The sequence below is a fragment of the Aldersonia sp. NBC_00410 genome (genome assembly GCF_026342035.1).
Lineage (GTDB): Bacteria > Actinomycetota > Actinomycetes > Mycobacteriales > Mycobacteriaceae > Aldersonia.
Genome location: NZ_JAPENM010000010.1, coordinates 125,205 through 141,220, shown reverse-complemented (window position 1 = coordinate 141,220; position 16,016 = coordinate 125,205). Strand labels below are relative to the sequence as shown.

The window sequence follows — 16,016 nt, the reverse complement described above, 5'->3', positions numbered from 1 at the left end:
TAGGTAAGGCTAATGAACCCGGTCGGATCGACGTTGCTCGCTCACGCGCCGAGCGGGATCGGCGAGCTGACATCGTCGAGCGCGGCCGAGATTGCCCGCGGCAGTTCGAGCTCCTCGGCGAGCAGGATCCCGGTCAGCTGCGCGTTGTCGCGCGCCCCGACGATGGCGCTGGCCACGCCCGGTCGGTCGCGAGTCCAGGCCAGGGCGACGGCCAGCGGTGACGTGGCCAGACCGTCCGCGGCGGTGACTACGGCCTCCACCACCCGGGTTGCCCGCTTGTCGAGATAAGCGCCGATCTCGTCGACCCGATCGTCGTCCGCGCCGCGGGAGTCGACCGGCACGCCGTCGCGGTACTTGCCGGTGAGGATGCCGCCGGCCAGCGGGGCGGCGGCGAACAAGCCGATGCCGTGATGCTGCGCGGCGGGGAGGAACTCGAGCTCCGCACCACGTTCGAGCAGGGAGTACTCGGCCTGGCCGGCGACCGGCGCTATGCCGGCACCCCACGATGCGCCCGCGAGCGTCGCAAGCTGCCAGCCGAGGTAGCCGCGTGCCCCGACGTAGCGGGCCCGCCCGCTCGTGACCGCGTATTCGAGCGTGGCGGCGACCTCGTGGAGCGGCGTCGCCGGATCCCAGGTCGCGACGTTCCAGATGTCGAGGTGGTCGGTATCGAGGGCACGCAGCGTGGCGTCGAGTTGGCCGAGCAGGGCGCGCCGCGAGCAGTCGATCTGCTCCGACTCGGACTTCACGGGGTTGATTCCCGAGCAGCAGCTCAGCACCAGCGTGTCGCGGGGTACCACATCGCCGAGCAGCTCGGACAGGATCCGCTGCGCGGCGCCGTCGGTGTAGTCGGGTGACGAGTCGATCAGTGTCCCACCGGCATCCACGAAGGCAGACAACTGCGCCGCGGCCTCGTCGCCGTCGGTCTCACGACCCCAACTCGCCGTGCCGAGGCCGATCCGGGACACCCGCAGCCCGCTGCTGCCCACCGTTCGCTGCTTCATCACCGAGCAAGAGTAGTAGCGAAAGCGGGCCGGCTCGGGTGCACCGCGCCGCGCGTCGGCATGTCGTGACCCGAGTCTCGCCGCCCCCGCCCCGCGTTGATCACGACTGAATGGCCCCCGTTTTCGGCGTGTCGGGGGCCGGATGTTCGTGATCAACTTCGGCGGAGGGGCCAGGGGCTCGTGATCGACAAGTGCCGGGCCCGCGGGTTCGTGATCACCGCCGGGGGAGCGGCACGGTGCCGGACAGGTACTGTCGCCCGGGTGAATTGTGCGGTGCGCTGGAACAATTGGGACACACGGTCCGAAACGGACACCAACCTGGTGCGGAGCGGAGGCCGATGAACGCGGTCGGCGAATCGATGACCTGGGTCCAGGCGATCGTGCTCGGGGTCATCCAGGGCCTGACCGAGTTCCTGCCGGTCTCCTCCTCGGGACACCTGCGGATCGTGTCCGAGGTCTTCTTCGGCGACGACGCGGGTGCCTCGTTTACTGCGGTTACCCAGCTCGGCACCGAAGCGGCGGTCCTGCTCTATTTCGCCCGCGATATCGGCCGCATTGTCATGGCCTGGTTCCGCGGCCTGTTCGACCCCGCCAAGCGCGAACTCGACTACCGCATCGGTTGGTATGTGATCATCGCGACAATCCCGATCGGGGTGTTCGGGTTTGCCTTCAAGGACCAGATTCGCACCGGTGCCCGCAATCTCTGGCTCATCTCGACGATGCTGATCGTGTTCGCCATCGTGATGGCGATCGCGGAGTACTACGGCCGCAAGGAACGACCACTCGAGCAGCTGACCACGCGCGACGGCGTGGTGATGGGCCTGACGCAATGTCTGTCGCTGATCCCCGGCGTCTCGCGTTCGGGCGCGACCTCGAGCGCCGGCCTGTTCGTCGGGCTCACCCGCGAGGCTGCGGTGCGCTTCTCGTTCCTGCTCGCGATCCCGGCCGTCACCGCCTCGGGATTGTTCAGCCTGCCGGACGCATTCGAACCGGCCGGCGAAGGCCTCAACGCCAGCGGTGCGCAGCTCGTCGTCGCCACGCTCATCGCGTTCGCGGTCGGGTATGCGGCGATCGCGTGGCTGCTGCGCTTCGTCGCCAAGCACTCGCTGTACTGGTTCGTCGGCTACCGGATCGCGCTCGGCGCGTTGGTCATGGGGCTGCTCGCAGGTGGCGTGGTGTCGGCCACCTGATCACGGTCGACTACTGAGCGGCGCCCCGGAAGCAACGCCTAGTCTGGCAACCATGACGGTGATCCTGCTCAGGCACGGCGTGTCGACGTCCAATGTGGCGCACACCCTGGCCGGCCGCTCACCCGGTGTCGAACTCGACGTGCGGGGTCAGGAACAAGCGCTCGCGGTTGCCGAGCGGCTGTCCGGGCTGCCCGTCGACGCGATCGTCCGTTCGCCGCTGTTGCGTTGCGAGCAGACCGTCGCGCCGCTGGCCGAGAAACTCGGGCTGACCCCGATCGTCGAGGACCGGCTCGCGGAGGTCGACTACGGCGACTGGACCGGACGCGAGCTCAAGGAGCTGCTGAAGGAACCGCTGTGGAAGGTGGTGCAGCGACACGCCTCCGGTGCGGTGTTCCCGGGGGGTGAAGGGCTGGCCGAGGTGCAGATCCGGGCGGTGGCCGCGATTCGCGAATACGAGCGACGGCTTGCGGCCGAGTACGACCGCGACGTGCTGTGGGTGGCCTGCACGCACGGCGATGTGATCAAGTCCGTGCTCGCCGATGCGCTCGGGATACATCTCGACGGCTTCCAGCGCATCGTCGCGGAACCCGCGTCGATCAGCGTCGTCCGGTACACGCCGACAGCACCGTTCGTGTGGCGGCTCAACGACACCGGCACCGACCTGGCGGCGCTCATTCCGAAACCGAAGACCGCGGACGAGCCCGCCGAGGGCGTCCCCGGCGGCGAGGTGAGCACGTCCGGAAGTGGGGATAATGGGTCGGTGGACCCGGGTGCGCCGCCAGGCAGGTAGCCACCCGATAAGCCCGACAGCACGAATCTCAGGAGGTGGAAGTTGCCCCGCGCGATCCATGTGTTCCGCACTCCTGATCGGTTCATCGCCGGCACGGTCGGTGAACCTGGAGATCGCTCCTTCTACCTGCAGGCCGTCCACGAGGCGCGGGTAGTGAGCGTGGCGCTGGAGAAGCAGCAGGTGCAGGTGCTCGCCGACCGCATGGGACTGCTGCTCGAGGAGGTGCACCGCAGGTTCGGCACCGCCATCCCGCCCGAACTGGAAGACGTCGACACGAGCCCGCTGCAGATGCCGGTCGACGTCGAATTCCGGGTCGGCACGATGGGTCTGGGCTGGGATGCCGAATCCGAGGCGGTCGTGGTCGAGTTGCTTGCCGTGACCGATGCCGAGGTGGACGAGTCGGTCGTGCTCGACGACACCGAGGAGGGACCCGACGCAGTTCGCGTGTTCCTCACCCCGATTCAGGCCCGCGAGTTCACCACGCGATCCGAGCGGGTCGTGTCCGCGGGCCGCCCGCCGTGCCCGCTGTGCGGCGAGCCGTTGGCGGCGAGTGGGCACATGTGCGTGCGGACGAATGGGTACCGACGCGGCGAGGTGTTCGATGCCGCCGAGGAGTTCGGCGACGACACGTGACCGCGCTACCCGAAGGACCCGACACCGGCACCGGCAGTGAGCTGCTCGCACGCGGCGAACTGCGGGTTATCGGCCGGATCAGCACCGCGAGCAACGTCACGCTGGTCGCCGACGTCACGTCGGGTGACCGGACGCTGCGCTGCGTCTACAAGCCGGTAAAAGGGGAGCGCCCGCTGTGGGACTTCCCGGACGGGACGCTCGCCGGCCGGGAGGTCGCGGCCTACATCGTGTCGCAGTCGCTGGGCTGGGGGGTGATCCCGGAGACGATCCTGCGCGACGGGCCGCTCGGGCCGGGCATGGTGCAGCGCTGGGTGGATTCGGTGGACAACCACACCGAGGACGGCGATCGGCTCGACCTGATCGACATCGTGCCCAGCGGTGTTGTGCCGGAGGGGTTCCGCGAGGTGCTACAGGCCTACGGCGCGAACGGTGAGGAAGTCTCGTTGATTCACGCCGACGATCCTCGGTTGCTGCGGGTGGCGGTGCTCGACGTGTTGATCAACAACGCCGACCGCAAGGGCGGGCATGCGCTCGAGGGCCTCGACGGTCAGGTGTACGGCGTCGACCACGGCATCAGCATGCACGAGGAGCACAAACTCCGGACCGTTCTGTGGGGCTGGGCAGATGAGGCAATCGACGACGGGTTGATGGCCGACGTCCTCGCCCTGAGCCGGGTCGCCTCGGGCGCGGTCGCCGACCGACTGTCCGCGCATATCACCGACGACGAGATCGACGCCTTTTCCGCACGGGTCACCGAATTGTTGGAGCGGCCGGTGATGCCGAGGCCGCGCACGCACCGCCCGATTCCGTGGCCCGCATTCTGACCCAGAAGTGGCCCGCATTCCGACCCAGAAGTGGCCCGCATTCCGACCCTGACGGCGGCTCGCGTTCCGACCCAGGAAAACCGCACTGCCGCGCTTCGCTAGGCTCGTTGCTATGCAGTCCTGGTCCGAGACACCCGTACCCGACGTGCCCGGATCGGGCCCGCCGTTGCGGTTGTTCGATACCGCTGATCGCCGCGTGCGGCCGGTGACGCCGGGCCGGACTGCGACGATGTACGTATGCGGGATCACCCCGTACGACGCCACGCACCTCGGGCACGCCGCCACCTACCTGACCTTCGATCTGGTCAACCGGGTGTGGCGCGACGCCGGCCACGACGTGCACTACGTGCAGAACATCACCGACGTCGACGATCCGCTGTTCGAACGGGCCGAGCGCGACGGCATGGACTGGATGCAGCTCGGTTCGCGCGAGACCGCGCTGTTCCGCGAGGACATGCAGGCGCTGCGCGTCCTGCCGCCGCGGCACTACGTCGGTGCCGTCGAATCGGTGCACGAGGTGGTCGAGTTCGTCGAGAAGCTCGTCGCCGCGCGAGCCGCCTATGTCGTCGACGACGCCGAGTACCCCGACGTGTACTTCCGCGCCGATGCCACCGAACAATTCGGCTACGAGTCCGGTTACGACCGCGCGACCATGGAACGCCTGTTCGCCGAACGCGGCGGTGATCCCGAACGGCCGGGCAAGCGCGACCCGATCGACGCGTTGGTCTGGCGAGCCGCGCGTCCGGGTGAGCCGTCGTGGCCTTCGCCGTTCGGCCGGGGCAGGCCGGGCTGGCATATCGAATGTGCCGCAATCGCGTTGAACCGCATCGGCTCCGGCTTCGACGTGCAGGGCGGCGGCAGCGACCTCATCTATCCGCATCACGAGTACTCCGCCGCGCACGCCGAGGCCGTTGTCGCGGGACGGCGTTTTGCCCGGCACTACGTGCACACCGGCATGATCGGCCTCGACGGCGAGAAGATGTCGAAGAGCCGCGGCAATCTCGTCTTCGTCTCGAAATTGCTTGCACAGCAGGTGGATCCGGGCGCGATCCGGCTCGGTCTGTTCTCCGGGCACTATCGGACCGACCGCCCGTGGACCCCCGATGTGCTCGACGCGGCGCAGGCCCGGTTGCAACGCTGGCGTGCGGCGGCTGCGGTCGAAACGGGGCCGTCCGCCCACGATGCGATCGCGCGACTGCGTCAGCACCTCGCCGACGACCTGGACACCCCCAAGTCGCTCGACGCCATCGACGATTGGGCCTATCGCGCAATCGAATACGGCGGTTCGGACCCGGACGCACCGGGGCAAATCGTTGGTGCGGTCGATGCACTACTCGGGGTGCGGCTGCGCTGACAGTGGATCAGACCGGTCGCTAGCCGGTCAGCCGGACAGGCTTTGCCCGGTCCGCTCTGCCATCGCACGTGCGCGGGTGGTGAATTCGGCGGCCTCGTCGCCGTCGGCTCCGTTGCCTCGCTGCCTCAGCGTTCGTGCGAGTTCGGTCAGCGTCGCCGCCGCGTAGGCGTGCAGTCCGCTTTCAATCTCCAGATCCAGAGCGGTACGGAAGCGGTCGATAGCCGTGCCGAGGTCGCCGCGCGCACGCGCGAGCAGGCCGAGGTCGTGGTCGACCGTGCCGAGAACGCAGATTCCCGTCCCACCGATCGCGATCCGACCGGCGTAGGGAAGCAGTTCAGCTTCGAGTTCGGCAGCGGCCGCCGCCGAACCGTGCGCGGCGATCAGCCGAGCACGCACCGACTGATGGACCAGCCAGACATAGTCCGGTGGGGGCGATGCGCCTGCTGTGCCCTCACCCAGCGCCAGATCGCGCAGGTCTTCGAGCAGGCCGAGCCCGGTCGCCGCCGCGACCTCGGCGAAGTAGCCGGCGGCCTGATCCACCGTTCCGCGCGCGATATGCAGCGATGACGTGATCAGCAGCGGGATAGCGTCCGCGCCCGGCAGACTGGTACGGCCGTGCAATTCTGCAGCACGCTCAATGGCCGCAGCGGCGTCTGTGAACCGGCCGGCAGCGATGCTCCTGGCTGCCTCCCACCACGCGAGGATCACCAGCACCGGGGCGAACTCCAGCCGCCGAGCGATCCGGCCCGCTCGGTCGTAGTCCGCGGCACCGGCGGCGAAATCGCCGGCTTCGACGCGGTCTCGGCCGCGGAATATCAGCGCGCGGGATAGCCCCACCTCGTCGTATCGGGTCTCGGCAATCGAGACGAGTTCCGCCGACGTCTGCAGCCGATCCGCGAGCGTCGCGGGGCGTTCGATGGCTACGTGCCGCAATTCGAGAATCCGGGCGAGGTCCGAAGCAGCGCCATGAGCGCGCGCTAGGTCCACCGCGAGATCGGACAGAGCCACGGCGCGATCGGACTGTTCGGGCCAGTAATAGAGCTCGGCAGCGAGCGCGGCATGCAGGTTGGCGCGCAGCGCGGCCTGCTCGTGCGGGATCGAGTCGACGAGCTTGTCGAACAACGAGATCGCCGCGAAGTCGACCTCCCGGTATTCGCGCCAACTCCAGATTGCGTCCGCACTGACCGTGACGGCCGCCTCGGCAGCATCCACGACGCGGCCGGCGTCCAGCGCGGCCTGCGCGGCGAGGTGCGCATTGCGCCAGGCTTCGCGTTCGTTTCCGCAGCGCTTCTGGACGCGCGCGAGGGCAACACGGAGCCGGTACCCGTTGTCCGACTCCGGGTCCAGTTCATCTGCCGCGACCGCGATTTCGTACATCTGACGTGCCTCGTCGAACGCCGCGCGGCCCTCCGCCGCCTCAGCCGCGACCGTTGCGGCTCGGGCGGCCAGCGTGACGAAATCGGGACCGGCCTCGGAATAGTGATGGGCAACAGCAGAATCTCGTGTAGACGAGTCGGCGACAGGTGCCGCCGCAAGCGCCGCAGCGACGCGCGCGTGCAGCCGACGCCGCTCCTGCACCGGTTGTCCGCTCTCGATCGCCTGGCGTACCAAGGCATGCCGGAACGCTGCGCCCTCGCTGCCTACCGCGACGACGAAGCCGTTGGCGCGGGCACTCTGCGCAGTGTCGGCAACCACGGCCGGCGACAGGTCAGCGGCGGAACCGACGATGGTGTAATCGAACCGGTGGCCGACAATGGCGGCGGTCGCGAGGAATGTTTCGACCCCGGCGGGCAGGGTGCGCAGCCGCGCGCGAACCACGTCGCGCACCCCGTCGGGCACGTCGAGGTCGGCGATGCGGGCCGGGTCGTGCAGGCCGTCACGTTCGGCGAGCGCGGTTACCAGTTCGCCGAGATAGAAGGGATTCCCTGCGGTCTGATCTCGTAGTGCAGCAACAATTTCCGGTGCCGGCACAACCCCGGCGTGACGCTCGCTGAACTCTTCGATGTCGGCATCGCCGAGACCGTCGAGGTGGATTCGCGGGCTCAGCCGGGTAAGGTCCGCGACGAGTGCGGACAGCAATGGCGAGGTGGTCTCGGTATCGCGGGCGATGGCAACCACGACAGCTGGAACGCGGGCAAGCAGCGGTAGCAATGCGCGCAACGTCCGCAAGGTCGGGTCGTCGACCCATTGAATGTCGTCGAGCACGAGCACGCATGGGCCGACTACCTCGGTGAGCACCGAGGAAAGCGCGCGCGCCAGGCGGAAACTCTCGGTGTCCAGGTCGTAGACGCTCGAAGGCGTCGCGCCCGAGGCAAGGTCGGGTAGCAGCGTCGTGAGTACATCCGCGTCACCCGGGCGTGCGCGGACATCGCCCTCGAGGCCGGTCAGGAGGTCGCCGATCGCCAAACTCAACGACCACAGCGTGGGCGCCGACCGAGAGTCGTCCGCGCCGCCCCACCCGGTGCGCAGCCCCCGCGCGCCGGCCGTTGCGGTGAGCGCCGTTGCGAGAGTGGACTTGCCGATGCCCGGTTCACCGGTCAGCAGGATTGCGGAGCCGCGTCCGGCCACCGCCTCGTCCAGCAGCGACTGCAACCGCTCGAGCTCGGCGGCCCGACCGAGGAGGCGCTCGCCTGCGGGTGCAGGAACTGGAACGAACGGCGAAACGTCGAGATCGCTGTCCTGCCGCAGGATTCGATGCTCGAGGCGCTGCAGGTCGCGGCCGGGGTCGATGCCGAGCTCATCGCCGAGCACAGTGCGAGCGCGGGCGAGCGCCGCCAACGAATCTGCCTGGCGCCCCGACCGATACAGAGCCAACGCCAGCAGGCCCCAGACGCTCTCGCGGAGCGGTTCGGCGGCTACGAAGGATTCCAGCTCACCGATCACACGCTCGTGCGCTCCGAGCGCCAGTTCGGCTCGCCAGCCTTCCTCGCGCGCGAGTGCCCGTAACTCACCGAGTCTGGTCGATTCGGCAGCGAGGGTGGGCGCCGCCGCGACATCGGCGTACGCGCCGCCGCGCCAGAGCGCCTCGGCGCGCTCGAGCAGCGATCGGGCTCGGTGCGGATCGTCGTCGAGGCACAGCCGCGCCGCACCGATGAGTTCCTCGAACTCGGTGGCGTCCACGTTCCCCGGATCCAGGTCGAGCAAATAGCCCGGGCGGCGCGTGACGAGAAACTGCTTTCCGCCACCCGCGGGCGCCAGCGCGCGCCGGAGGTTCGCGACATAGGACTGCACGGAGGCGAGCGCCTTTTCCGGCGGGTCCTCGCCCCACAATTCGTCCACGAGTCGGTCCACCGGCACAACCTCGCCCGCCCGGGCGACGAGCAGAGCGAACAGGGTGCGCTGCTTGCCTCCGCCGAGTGCGACTGCGCCACCGGGGCCGGTGGCCTGCACCGGCCCGAGCACGTGGCACTGCATGGCGCTGATGCTAGGGCATCGGACGGCTTCCAAGAGTTTCTCGAGATCGGCTCGAGGTCGGGATCCGAGCATGGTGTTCACCCGGGAAACCGGACCGGACTACCGAGGAGATCGCCATGACAGAGACCGAGATGACACGGGCCGTCGCCACGGCGGGCGAACCGGCCCTGCACGGGACGGGACTGACGGACGTGCGAATGATGCTCGTCGCCCACACGAGCTTCCGACGCGAGATCGGGCTGGCCCCCGCCGCGGTGCGCGCAGTGCGCGACGGCGACCGACGGCGGGCCGGCGTCGTCGCAGACCACGTGCTGCTGTTCACCTCGCTGCTGCACCATCACCACACCATCGAGGACGAGGTGCTGTGGGAGCCGCTGCTGGAGCGGGTTCCGGATCGCCTCGCACCGCTGGTGCACCTGATGGAATCCCAGCACGAGGTGGTCGCGAGCTTGTTGGACCAGGTTCCGGCCGCGACGAATCGGTGGCGAGCCAGCGCGGCGGCGACGGACGGCGCGGAACTCGCGGACCTGCTCACCGTGCTGTCGGCAGCGCTCGTCGAGCACCTCGAGGCCGAGGAGACGCGCCTGCTGCCGATCATGGCGCGACACGTCACCGCCGCCGAGTGGGACCACTTCACCGAACTGGGGATGTCCTCGATTCCGAAGCGCATGACCTTGGTCGGCTTCGGAATGATGCTTTACGAGGGCGACCCGGACGTCATCGCACTCGAATCGGCGAAGCTTTCCGCTCCCGTCCGCGTCGTGTTGCCGCCGCTCGCGCGGCGCTCGTTCCGCCGCTACGCCAGCCGGATTCACGGCACCCCAAGCCCGCTCCCGCGCGCCGGATTCTGACCCCGCAGGGTTCTGGCCCAGCAAAGACGCAACACCCAACCCGATAGGAGAGCACGATGACCACCACGGAAACCAACTACGCCGACCTGGCTGCCGTCCGCACCCGCAACGAGGAGTTGTGGACACGATCGAGCGGGTTGCTCTTCGCCCGCCGGGTCGACGAGTTCATCGAAACCTGGTGCGAGGATGGAATATACGAGGCGGCGTTGCCGGTGCCGGGCCTCGATGCCGTCATCGCCGGCCGCGACGCGCTGCGTGCCGTTTTTGGCGGCCTCACGGCCGCAGTGACGGAGCTCGGCGTGACCGATCTCGTCTTCCATCAGACGGCGGACCCGGACGTTGCCATCATCGAGGAGAAGATGATCGGGAAACTCGCCGATGGGTACACGTACGAGAACCGGCTGGCGATCCGGGTCACGTTCCGCGACGGCAAGATCGCGCACATGCGCGAGTACTACGGTCAGTTCGCGCACGCCGACCTGCTGCGGCACCTCGGCTTCGTCGAATAGAGCTCAACCGCGCGGGGTTTGCGAGTCGCCGACTCGCGAACCCCGCGTCGGTCAGCGCCCCAGGTGTTCCAGCGGAACGTGATTGGCCCAGCCCTCACCCGGCCAGTTGAACCACCCCGACGAGGCGAAGGTGCCCCCGTCGGGGTGCAGTGTCGTTCCGGTGACGTACGAGGACAGCGCGGACGCGAGGAACACCGCGCACCCCGACACGTCCTCGACCCGGCCGACGCGACCCATCGGAATCGCCACCGCACCGCCGACCGGATCCGACATCGGGTCCTCGCCATTGGACAGCCGGGCGAGGTTGGGTGTCGGCACGTAGTCGGGAGCGATGTTGTTGACCCGGATGCCGTCCGGCGCGAGTTCCACCGCGAGGGTGCGGGCGAACTGTTCGACGGCGGCCTTCGCGGCGGAGTACACCGCGAATCCCGGTGCGGCCCGGTGCGCTTCGATGGTGGTGATATTGATGATGCTGCCGCCGCGACCCCCCGTCTGCATCCGCGGTGCTGCTGCCGAGCAGGCATAGAGCACATGGTGCAGGTTGGTGCGCAGCAACGCGTCCCAGCCCTTCGGCGTGGTGTCGAGGAACGGCGCACGGAAGGTCCCACCCACGACGTTCACCAGCGTGTCCAGCCGCCCCCACCTGTCATCGACGGCGGCGAACAAGGCCGCGAGCGCGTCCGGATCGCGGGCATCGCCGTGCTGCACGATCGAGTCGTGGCCAAGCTCGGCGAGCGTCCCCCGCAGGTCGTCGACCGCCGTCGGGTCGAGGTCGATGACCGCAGGGCGAACACCGTTGGCGGCCAGGTCGAGGGCGATCGCCGCGCCGAGACCTCCGGCGCCGCCGGTGATGAGCGCGACGGTCCCGGCCAAGCCGCTGCGCCGCTCGAACCAGCCCGCGGTATCGGTCTGGGTCACCGGATCGATCTCCGTGCTCATGCGAGGTAGGTGGCGCCGAAGGATTCGATGAATTCGAAGGTCGCCGCGGCCGTTGCGGTGCGGTCGGAGACGACCACCCAGGTGACACCGGCGGCTTCGAGCTCGGCGAACGCGTCACGATGCCGGTCCGCATCGACGGTCGGCGCATCGATGCCGTTGCCGCTGTAGGAGTACACGACATCGATGTGGTCGGTACGTCCGGTCGCGGCGGCCTTCTCGCGGAGCTCCGCGATGGCTGCGGCGAGATCGGACACGCCGCCCAGCGACGGCGTTCGTGCCGTTGTACTGAGTTCCGCGCCACCCGACATCGGCATCCAGCCCTGCGCCCGCTCCGCGGCGCGGCGGCGGCTCAACTGCGAGTTGCCGCCGATCCAGATCGGGATCGGATCTTGCACGGGCCGCGGCCGCGCGACCACGTCGCGGGCGTTGAAATGAAGTCCCTGATAGCTGAACGGTTCGCCGCTCCAGTGCATGGGCAGCACGTCGAGCGCTTCGTCGAATAGTGCGTTGCGTTCGGCAAAGTCGACACCGAGTGCGTGAAACTCACTCTTCTGATATCCCGCACCGAGCCCAAGGATCGCGCGTCCACTGGAGAGCTTGTCCAAGGTCGCGGCGGCCTTGGCCAGCAGGAATGGATTGCGATAGGGCGCGACGGCGAGGTAGGTGAGCAGCTTCAGCCGGGTGGTCGCACCGGCCACGTAGCCGAGCGCGACCAGGGGGTCGATCGTCTGGTGCCCGCCGGCGCCGAGCCAGCGTGCTCCCGGTACCGGGTGCTCGCTCAGTGAGAGGGCATCGAACCCGACGCGTTCGGCGGTGATTGCGACTTCGCGCAGGTCGCCCGCGTCCAACAGGTCGCCCTCGGCGCCCGCGGTCTCCGGGTAGTGGTAGATGAACTGCAGCGCCACACTGCACCGCCCTTCAGCTGTCAATTGCTGTCCAGGCGAGAATAGCGCTCTCAATATTGGATAGGAAGGTTCTACTACGCGCCGGGTACGCCGATCTCGATCGCGTCCGCTACCACCCTGGCGGGGAAGACCGCGACCGCGCCGACGTTATCGGCGCAGATGCCGGTGTCGAGCGAGAACGCGTATTGATGCAGCGGACACACCACGACCGCGCCGTCGATCTGGCCGTCGGCCAGTGGCCCGCCGCGGTGTGGGCAGACGGCGGCGGTCGCGCGGAGGGTGCCGTCGGCGAGCAGGAACACCGCCACTTGGCTGCCCGCCACCACATACGTGCGTCCCTCGCCCGGCGTCAGGTCGCCAACCACACCGACCTTCGTCCAGGTCCCGGTCGCCGTGGTCATCGGACCGGCACCTTCGGCAGCGGCAGCAGCGGCAGCGCCGGCTGGAACTGGGCAGGTGAACGCGGCTTGGCCCGCTCCAACCACGGATCGGTGTAGCCGGCAATCGCGGTGTCCATGCGCTCCTCCAGTGCCGCGCAGATCCCGTCCGCGTCGTCGATCAACAGCCGGCGCAGTTCCTCGATACCCACCCGCGGCACGAAGGTGTAGGTGCGCTCGAGCCACTTCCCGTGCTCCCGGTAGTACTGGATGAAGCGCGCGGCAAAGGTGAGGACCTCGTCGGCACCGGTCGCGGTCGCGAACAGATCACCCTTGCGGATATGCGCCCCCGCGGCGCCGCCGACGTAGATCTCCCACTTGTCGTCCCCGATCGCGACGACACCGAAGTCCTTGCACAACGCCTCCGCACAGTTGCGCGGGCATCCGGTTACGGCGAGCTTCAGCTTTGCGGGGGACTCGAGGCCCTGGAACCGTTCCTCGATCGCGATGCCGAGGTTGGTGGAATCACCGAGTCCGAACCGGCAGAACTCTGTTCCCACACAGGTTTTCACGGTCCGGAAGCTCTTGCCGTACGCGTACCCGGACGGCATGTCCAGATCGCCCCACACCTTGGGCAGGTCTTCCTTCTTCACGCCCAACAGGTCGATGCGCTGACCGCCGGTGAGCTTCACCATCGGGATCGCGTACTTGTCGGCCACATCGGCGATGCGGCGCAACTGATCCGGGTTGGTGACGCCACCTTTCATCTGCGGCACCACCGAGAACGTGCCGTCGCGCTGAATATTGGCGTGCACGCGGTCGTTGATGAACAGCGCGCCCGACTCCGGCACCCAGTCCGAGCCCCACACCACCCGCAGCAGCGATGCGAGCGGCATCTTCGCAGTGGCCACCTCGCCCTCGGTGGACAGCTTCGCGAACACCTCCGAGACCGACTTCAGACCGCGTTCGCGCACGACGGCAATCAGTTCCGGCTTGGACATGGGAATGCACGGCACGTACCAGTCCGCGCTGGGATCGACCGCGAGCGCGCCACCCGCCGCGCACGCAACGATGTCGGCGACCAGTCCCTTGCACGATCCACAGCCCTTACCCGCCCGGGTCTTGGCGACGACCTCGGCGACGGTGGACGCACCGGCATGCACACATCCGACGATGTCGCCCTTGCTCACGCCGTTGCAGTTGCACACCTGCGCGTCGTCGGCCAATTCCGCGGCGCCGGTTGCCGCGCTCGGTGTGCCGAGGTCGAACAGCATCGAAATGCGTTCCTCGGGCAGCGGCACCTTCTCGTCGAAGGCTTGCGAGAGGAAACCGACCTTGCTCACGTCGCCGAGCAGTGTGGCGCCGATCAGCTTGTTGTCGCGCACAACGACGCTCTTGTAGGTACCGGTGCGCGGTTCGTAAAACTGGACGAACTCGTCGTCGTCGCGCTCCGGACCCTGCACGCCCATCGCCGCGACATCGACACCGGCCACCTTGAGCTTGGTTGTGAGCCGCGAACCGTGGTACGCCGCGTCGGGATTCGACCCGGTGAGCACGTCGGCGAGGACCACGGCCTGCTCCCACAGCGGAGCGACGAGACCGTACACTTCGCCGCGGTGCTGGCAGCATTCGCCGACGGCGTAGATGGATGCTTCGTCCTCGCAGCGCATCTGGTCGTCGACGACGATGCCGCGCTCGACCACCAGGCCGCCGCGGCGGCCGAACTCGACGTTGGGTCGGATGCCTGCGGTGACCACGACCATGTCGGCGGGTAGCGAGCTTCCGTCGGTGAAGCCGACTCCACTCACTCGGCCGGCGTCGTCGCGCAGCACCGCGGTGGTACGTCGAGCGGTGTGCACGCCGACGCCGAGTGCTTCGATCTTCCTGCGCAGCAGATGCCCGCCGCGCTCGTCGAGCTGCTGGTTCATCAGGTGGCCGGGGGAGTGCACCACGTCGACGTCGAGGCCCTGGGTCCGCAGCCCGTATGCGGCCTCCAGGCCGAGCAGTCCACCGCCGATCACGCACGCGCGGATGTCGTCGCGCGAGTGCGCCATCTGCAGCATGCCGTTGGTGTCGGCGATGGTGCGGAAACCGAACACGCCGCGTCCGAGCCGCCCGTCCGGTTCGCGCAGGCCGTCCATGTTGGGGAAGAACGTGTTCGAACCGGTAGCAATGATCAGCACGTCGTAGTCCACGACGCGGCCGCTCTCGCAGGTGACCTGCTTCGCGAACCGGTCGAGCTGCATCGCGCGGTCACCGGAGTAGAGCGTGACGCCGTGTTCGGTGTACCAGCTCATCGGGTTCAGCATCAGATCGTCGTCGTCGGTGCTCGACTCGCCGGACAGCACGTGCGACAACATGATTCGGTTGTAGTTGCCGTAGGGCTCATCGCCGATCATGGTGATCTCGAAGCGGTCCGGGTCGCGGGTGATGATCTCCTCGACGGTGCGTGCGCCCGCCATTCCGTTGCCGACAACGAGTAAGCGCATCAGATCTCCATCAGGCCGAAGTCGACCACGACCTCACCGGTGCAGCCGGCCGGCGCGGCGATGACGAGTTCGAGTACCACATCGGGATCCACATCCTCGACCACCCGCAGCGGCACGTTCACCGAGGACCGCGCACCCATCGGGAAGATCCGCATCGGTGCGCCGTCGCGCAGCAGGGTGACGACGACGAGTTCGCCCGACGAGTTTCCGCCGCGGAAATACAACGGCTGCGCGATGATCCCGCTCGGCACTGTGTATGAGGTGGATACGTCGATCGGCTGCGGGTCGTCGAGACCGGTGCCCTTGAACGCGAAGACACCCTGGAGGAATCGCGGAGTACTGCCCATGGGCATGACTGTGCTGTTGCGACGTCACGCCGTGACTGCCGCGACGTAACGGCGGAGTCAGGAAGACCTCTCACCCTCGTACGCCGTGTTGTCAGGTCTGGGCGGTGTCGGTGTGATGTAGGTACCGGGCGTCTGACCGGTGGCACCGGCGGAAGGCGTTGCTGGATGCACTCGATTTCCGGTAGCCGACGGCGCGGGAGGGTGCGTCCGGTGACACCGCTTGTGCCGAGTCGCCGCCGACCCCCGACAGCGTCGTCCGGACTACTCATGACGCCGATCCTTCCTGGCGCGCCGGCCGGGACGTCATACCCCGCACGAGTGGCCGGTGCGGGTTTTTCGTCGGCCGCCGCGAGCACCCAAAACAACCTGGCTTGCACGCGCTGCGACGCGACG

Annotated in this window: 14 protein-coding genes; 7 read left to right on the top strand and 7 right to left on the bottom strand. The window is 68.3% G+C overall.

The features are described 5' to 3' along the window. Positions 1 to 41: 41 nt before the first annotated feature. A complete protein-coding gene (locus tag OG921_RS22105; RefSeq protein WP_266114716.1) occupies positions 42 to 1,001 on the bottom strand; it encodes an aldo/keto reductase in 960 nt (319 codons plus the stop codon). 338 nt (positions 1,002 to 1,339) lie between these two features. Here OG921_RS22105 and OG921_RS22100 point away from each other — a divergent pair, with 338 nt between their 5' ends. The 5 genes from OG921_RS22100 to mshC all read left to right on the top strand — a co-directional run bounded on the left by OG921_RS22100 (position 1,340) and on the right by mshC (position 5,792). Further along, entirely contained in the window at positions 1,340 to 2,191 is an 852-nt protein-coding gene (locus OG921_RS22100; protein ID WP_266114689.1) for an undecaprenyl-diphosphate phosphatase, read from the top strand. Between the two features lie 52 nt (positions 2,192 to 2,243). Then, positions 2,244 to 2,981, top strand: a complete 738-nt coding sequence (locus OG921_RS22095) for a histidine phosphatase family protein (protein ID WP_266114688.1) — start codon at positions 2,244 to 2,246, stop codon at positions 2,979 to 2,981. Positions 2,982 to 3,023: 42 nt separating this feature from the next. Continuing rightward, the gene (locus tag OG921_RS22090; RefSeq protein WP_266114687.1) at positions 3,024 to 3,614 is read left to right on the top strand and encodes a DUF3090 domain-containing protein; all 591 of its coding nucleotides are present in this window, start codon (positions 3,024 to 3,026) and stop codon (positions 3,612 to 3,614) included. After that, positions 3,611 to 4,438 carry an SCO1664 family protein gene (locus OG921_RS22085; RefSeq protein ID WP_266114686.1) on the top strand — a complete coding sequence of 276 codons (828 nt, stop codon included), beginning with the start codon at positions 3,611 to 3,613 and terminating at the stop codon, positions 4,436 to 4,438. Before OG921_RS22090 ends, OG921_RS22085 begins: the two co-directional genes overlap by 4 nt. 112 nt (positions 4,439 to 4,550) lie before the next feature. Beyond that, positions 4,551 to 5,792: a cysteine--1-D-myo-inosityl 2-amino-2-deoxy-alpha-D-glucopyranoside ligase gene (gene mshC, locus OG921_RS22080; RefSeq protein WP_266114685.1), complete on the top strand. Its 1,242-nt coding sequence runs from the start codon at positions 4,551 to 4,553 to the stop codon at positions 5,790 to 5,792. A 27-nt stretch (positions 5,793 to 5,819) separates the two neighbouring features. Here the strand turns inward: mshC and OG921_RS22075 are convergent, their stop codons facing one another. Next, a complete protein-coding gene (locus tag OG921_RS22075; protein WP_266114684.1) occupies positions 5,820 to 9,206 on the bottom strand; it encodes a BTAD domain-containing putative transcriptional regulator in 3,387 nt (1,128 codons plus the stop codon). A 116-nt stretch (positions 9,207 to 9,322) separates the two neighbouring features. Between OG921_RS22075 and OG921_RS22070 the strand changes: the two genes are divergently transcribed. After that, the gene (locus OG921_RS22070) at positions 9,323 to 10,057 is read left to right on the top strand and encodes a hemerythrin domain-containing protein (RefSeq protein ID WP_266114683.1); all 735 of its coding nucleotides are present in this window, start codon (positions 9,323 to 9,325) and stop codon (positions 10,055 to 10,057) included. A 56-nt stretch (positions 10,058 to 10,113) separates the two neighbouring features. Then, positions 10,114 to 10,566 carry a nuclear transport factor 2 family protein gene (locus tag OG921_RS22065; protein ID WP_266114682.1) on the top strand — a complete coding sequence of 151 codons (453 nt, stop codon included), beginning with the start codon at positions 10,114 to 10,116 and terminating at the stop codon, positions 10,564 to 10,566. A 51-nt stretch (positions 10,567 to 10,617) separates the two neighbouring features. Here OG921_RS22065 and OG921_RS22060 read toward each other — a convergent pair whose 3' ends face one another. The 5 genes from OG921_RS22060 to OG921_RS22040 all read right to left on the bottom strand — a co-directional run bounded on the left by OG921_RS22060 (position 10,618) and on the right by OG921_RS22040 (position 15,623). Next, the gene (locus OG921_RS22060) at positions 10,618 to 11,505 is read right to left on the bottom strand and encodes an SDR family NAD(P)-dependent oxidoreductase (RefSeq protein WP_266114681.1); all 888 of its coding nucleotides are present in this window, start codon (positions 11,503 to 11,505) and stop codon (positions 10,618 to 10,620) included. Beyond that, a complete protein-coding gene (locus OG921_RS22055) occupies positions 11,502 to 12,410 on the bottom strand; it encodes an LLM class F420-dependent oxidoreductase (RefSeq protein ID WP_266114680.1) in 909 nt (302 codons plus the stop codon). The genes OG921_RS22060 and OG921_RS22055 overlap by 4 nt, the downstream gene beginning before the upstream one ends. A 74-nt stretch (positions 12,411 to 12,484) precedes the next feature. Continuing rightward, positions 12,485 to 12,811: a Rieske 2Fe-2S domain-containing protein gene (locus OG921_RS22050; protein ID WP_266114679.1), complete on the bottom strand. Its 327-nt coding sequence runs from the start codon at positions 12,809 to 12,811 to the stop codon at positions 12,485 to 12,487. Further along, the gene (gene nirB / locus OG921_RS22045; protein ID WP_266114678.1) at positions 12,808 to 15,276 is read right to left on the bottom strand and encodes a nitrite reductase large subunit NirB; all 2,469 of its coding nucleotides are present in this window, start codon (positions 15,274 to 15,276) and stop codon (positions 12,808 to 12,810) included. The genes OG921_RS22050 and nirB overlap by 4 nt, the downstream gene beginning before the upstream one ends. Continuing rightward, complete coding sequence (locus tag OG921_RS22040; protein WP_266114677.1) at positions 15,276 to 15,623, bottom strand: molybdopterin oxidoreductase; 348 nt, start codon at positions 15,621 to 15,623, stop codon at positions 15,276 to 15,278. Before OG921_RS22040 ends, nirB begins: the two co-directional genes overlap by 1 nt. Between the last annotated feature and the right edge of the window lie 393 nt (positions 15,624 to 16,016).

Coding starts and splice junctions, on each gene's coding strand:
- OG921_RS22105 (WP_266114716.1), bottom strand. CDS start 1,001: ATGAAGCAGCGAACGGTGGGCAGCAGCGGGCTGCGGGTGTCCCGGATC.
- OG921_RS22100 (WP_266114689.1), top strand. CDS start 1,340: ATGAACGCGGTCGGCGAATCGATGACCTGGGTCCAGGCGATCGTGCTC.
- OG921_RS22095 (WP_266114688.1), top strand. CDS start 2,244: ATGACGGTGATCCTGCTCAGGCACGGCGTGTCGACGTCCAATGTGGCG.
- mshC (WP_266114685.1), top strand. CDS start 4,551: ATGCAGTCCTGGTCCGAGACACCCGTACCCGACGTGCCCGGATCGGGC.
- OG921_RS22075 (WP_266114684.1), bottom strand. CDS start 9,206: ATGCAGTGCCACGTGCTCGGGCCGGTGCAGGCCACCGGCCCCGGTGGC.
- OG921_RS22070 (WP_266114683.1), top strand. CDS start 9,323: ATGACAGAGACCGAGATGACACGGGCCGTCGCCACGGCGGGCGAACCG.
- OG921_RS22065 (WP_266114682.1), top strand. CDS start 10,114: ATGACCACCACGGAAACCAACTACGCCGACCTGGCTGCCGTCCGCACC.
- OG921_RS22060 (WP_266114681.1), bottom strand. CDS start 11,505: ATGAGCACGGAGATCGATCCGGTGACCCAGACCGATACCGCGGGCTGG.
- OG921_RS22050 (WP_266114679.1), bottom strand. CDS start 12,811: ATGACCACGGCGACCGGGACCTGGACGAAGGTCGGTGTGGTTGGCGAC.
- nirB (WP_266114678.1), bottom strand. CDS start 15,276: ATGCGCTTACTCGTTGTCGGCAACGGAATGGCGGGCGCACGCACCGTC.
- OG921_RS22040 (WP_266114677.1), bottom strand. CDS start 15,623: ATGGGCAGTACTCCGCGATTCCTCCAGGGTGTCTTCGCGTTCAAGGGC.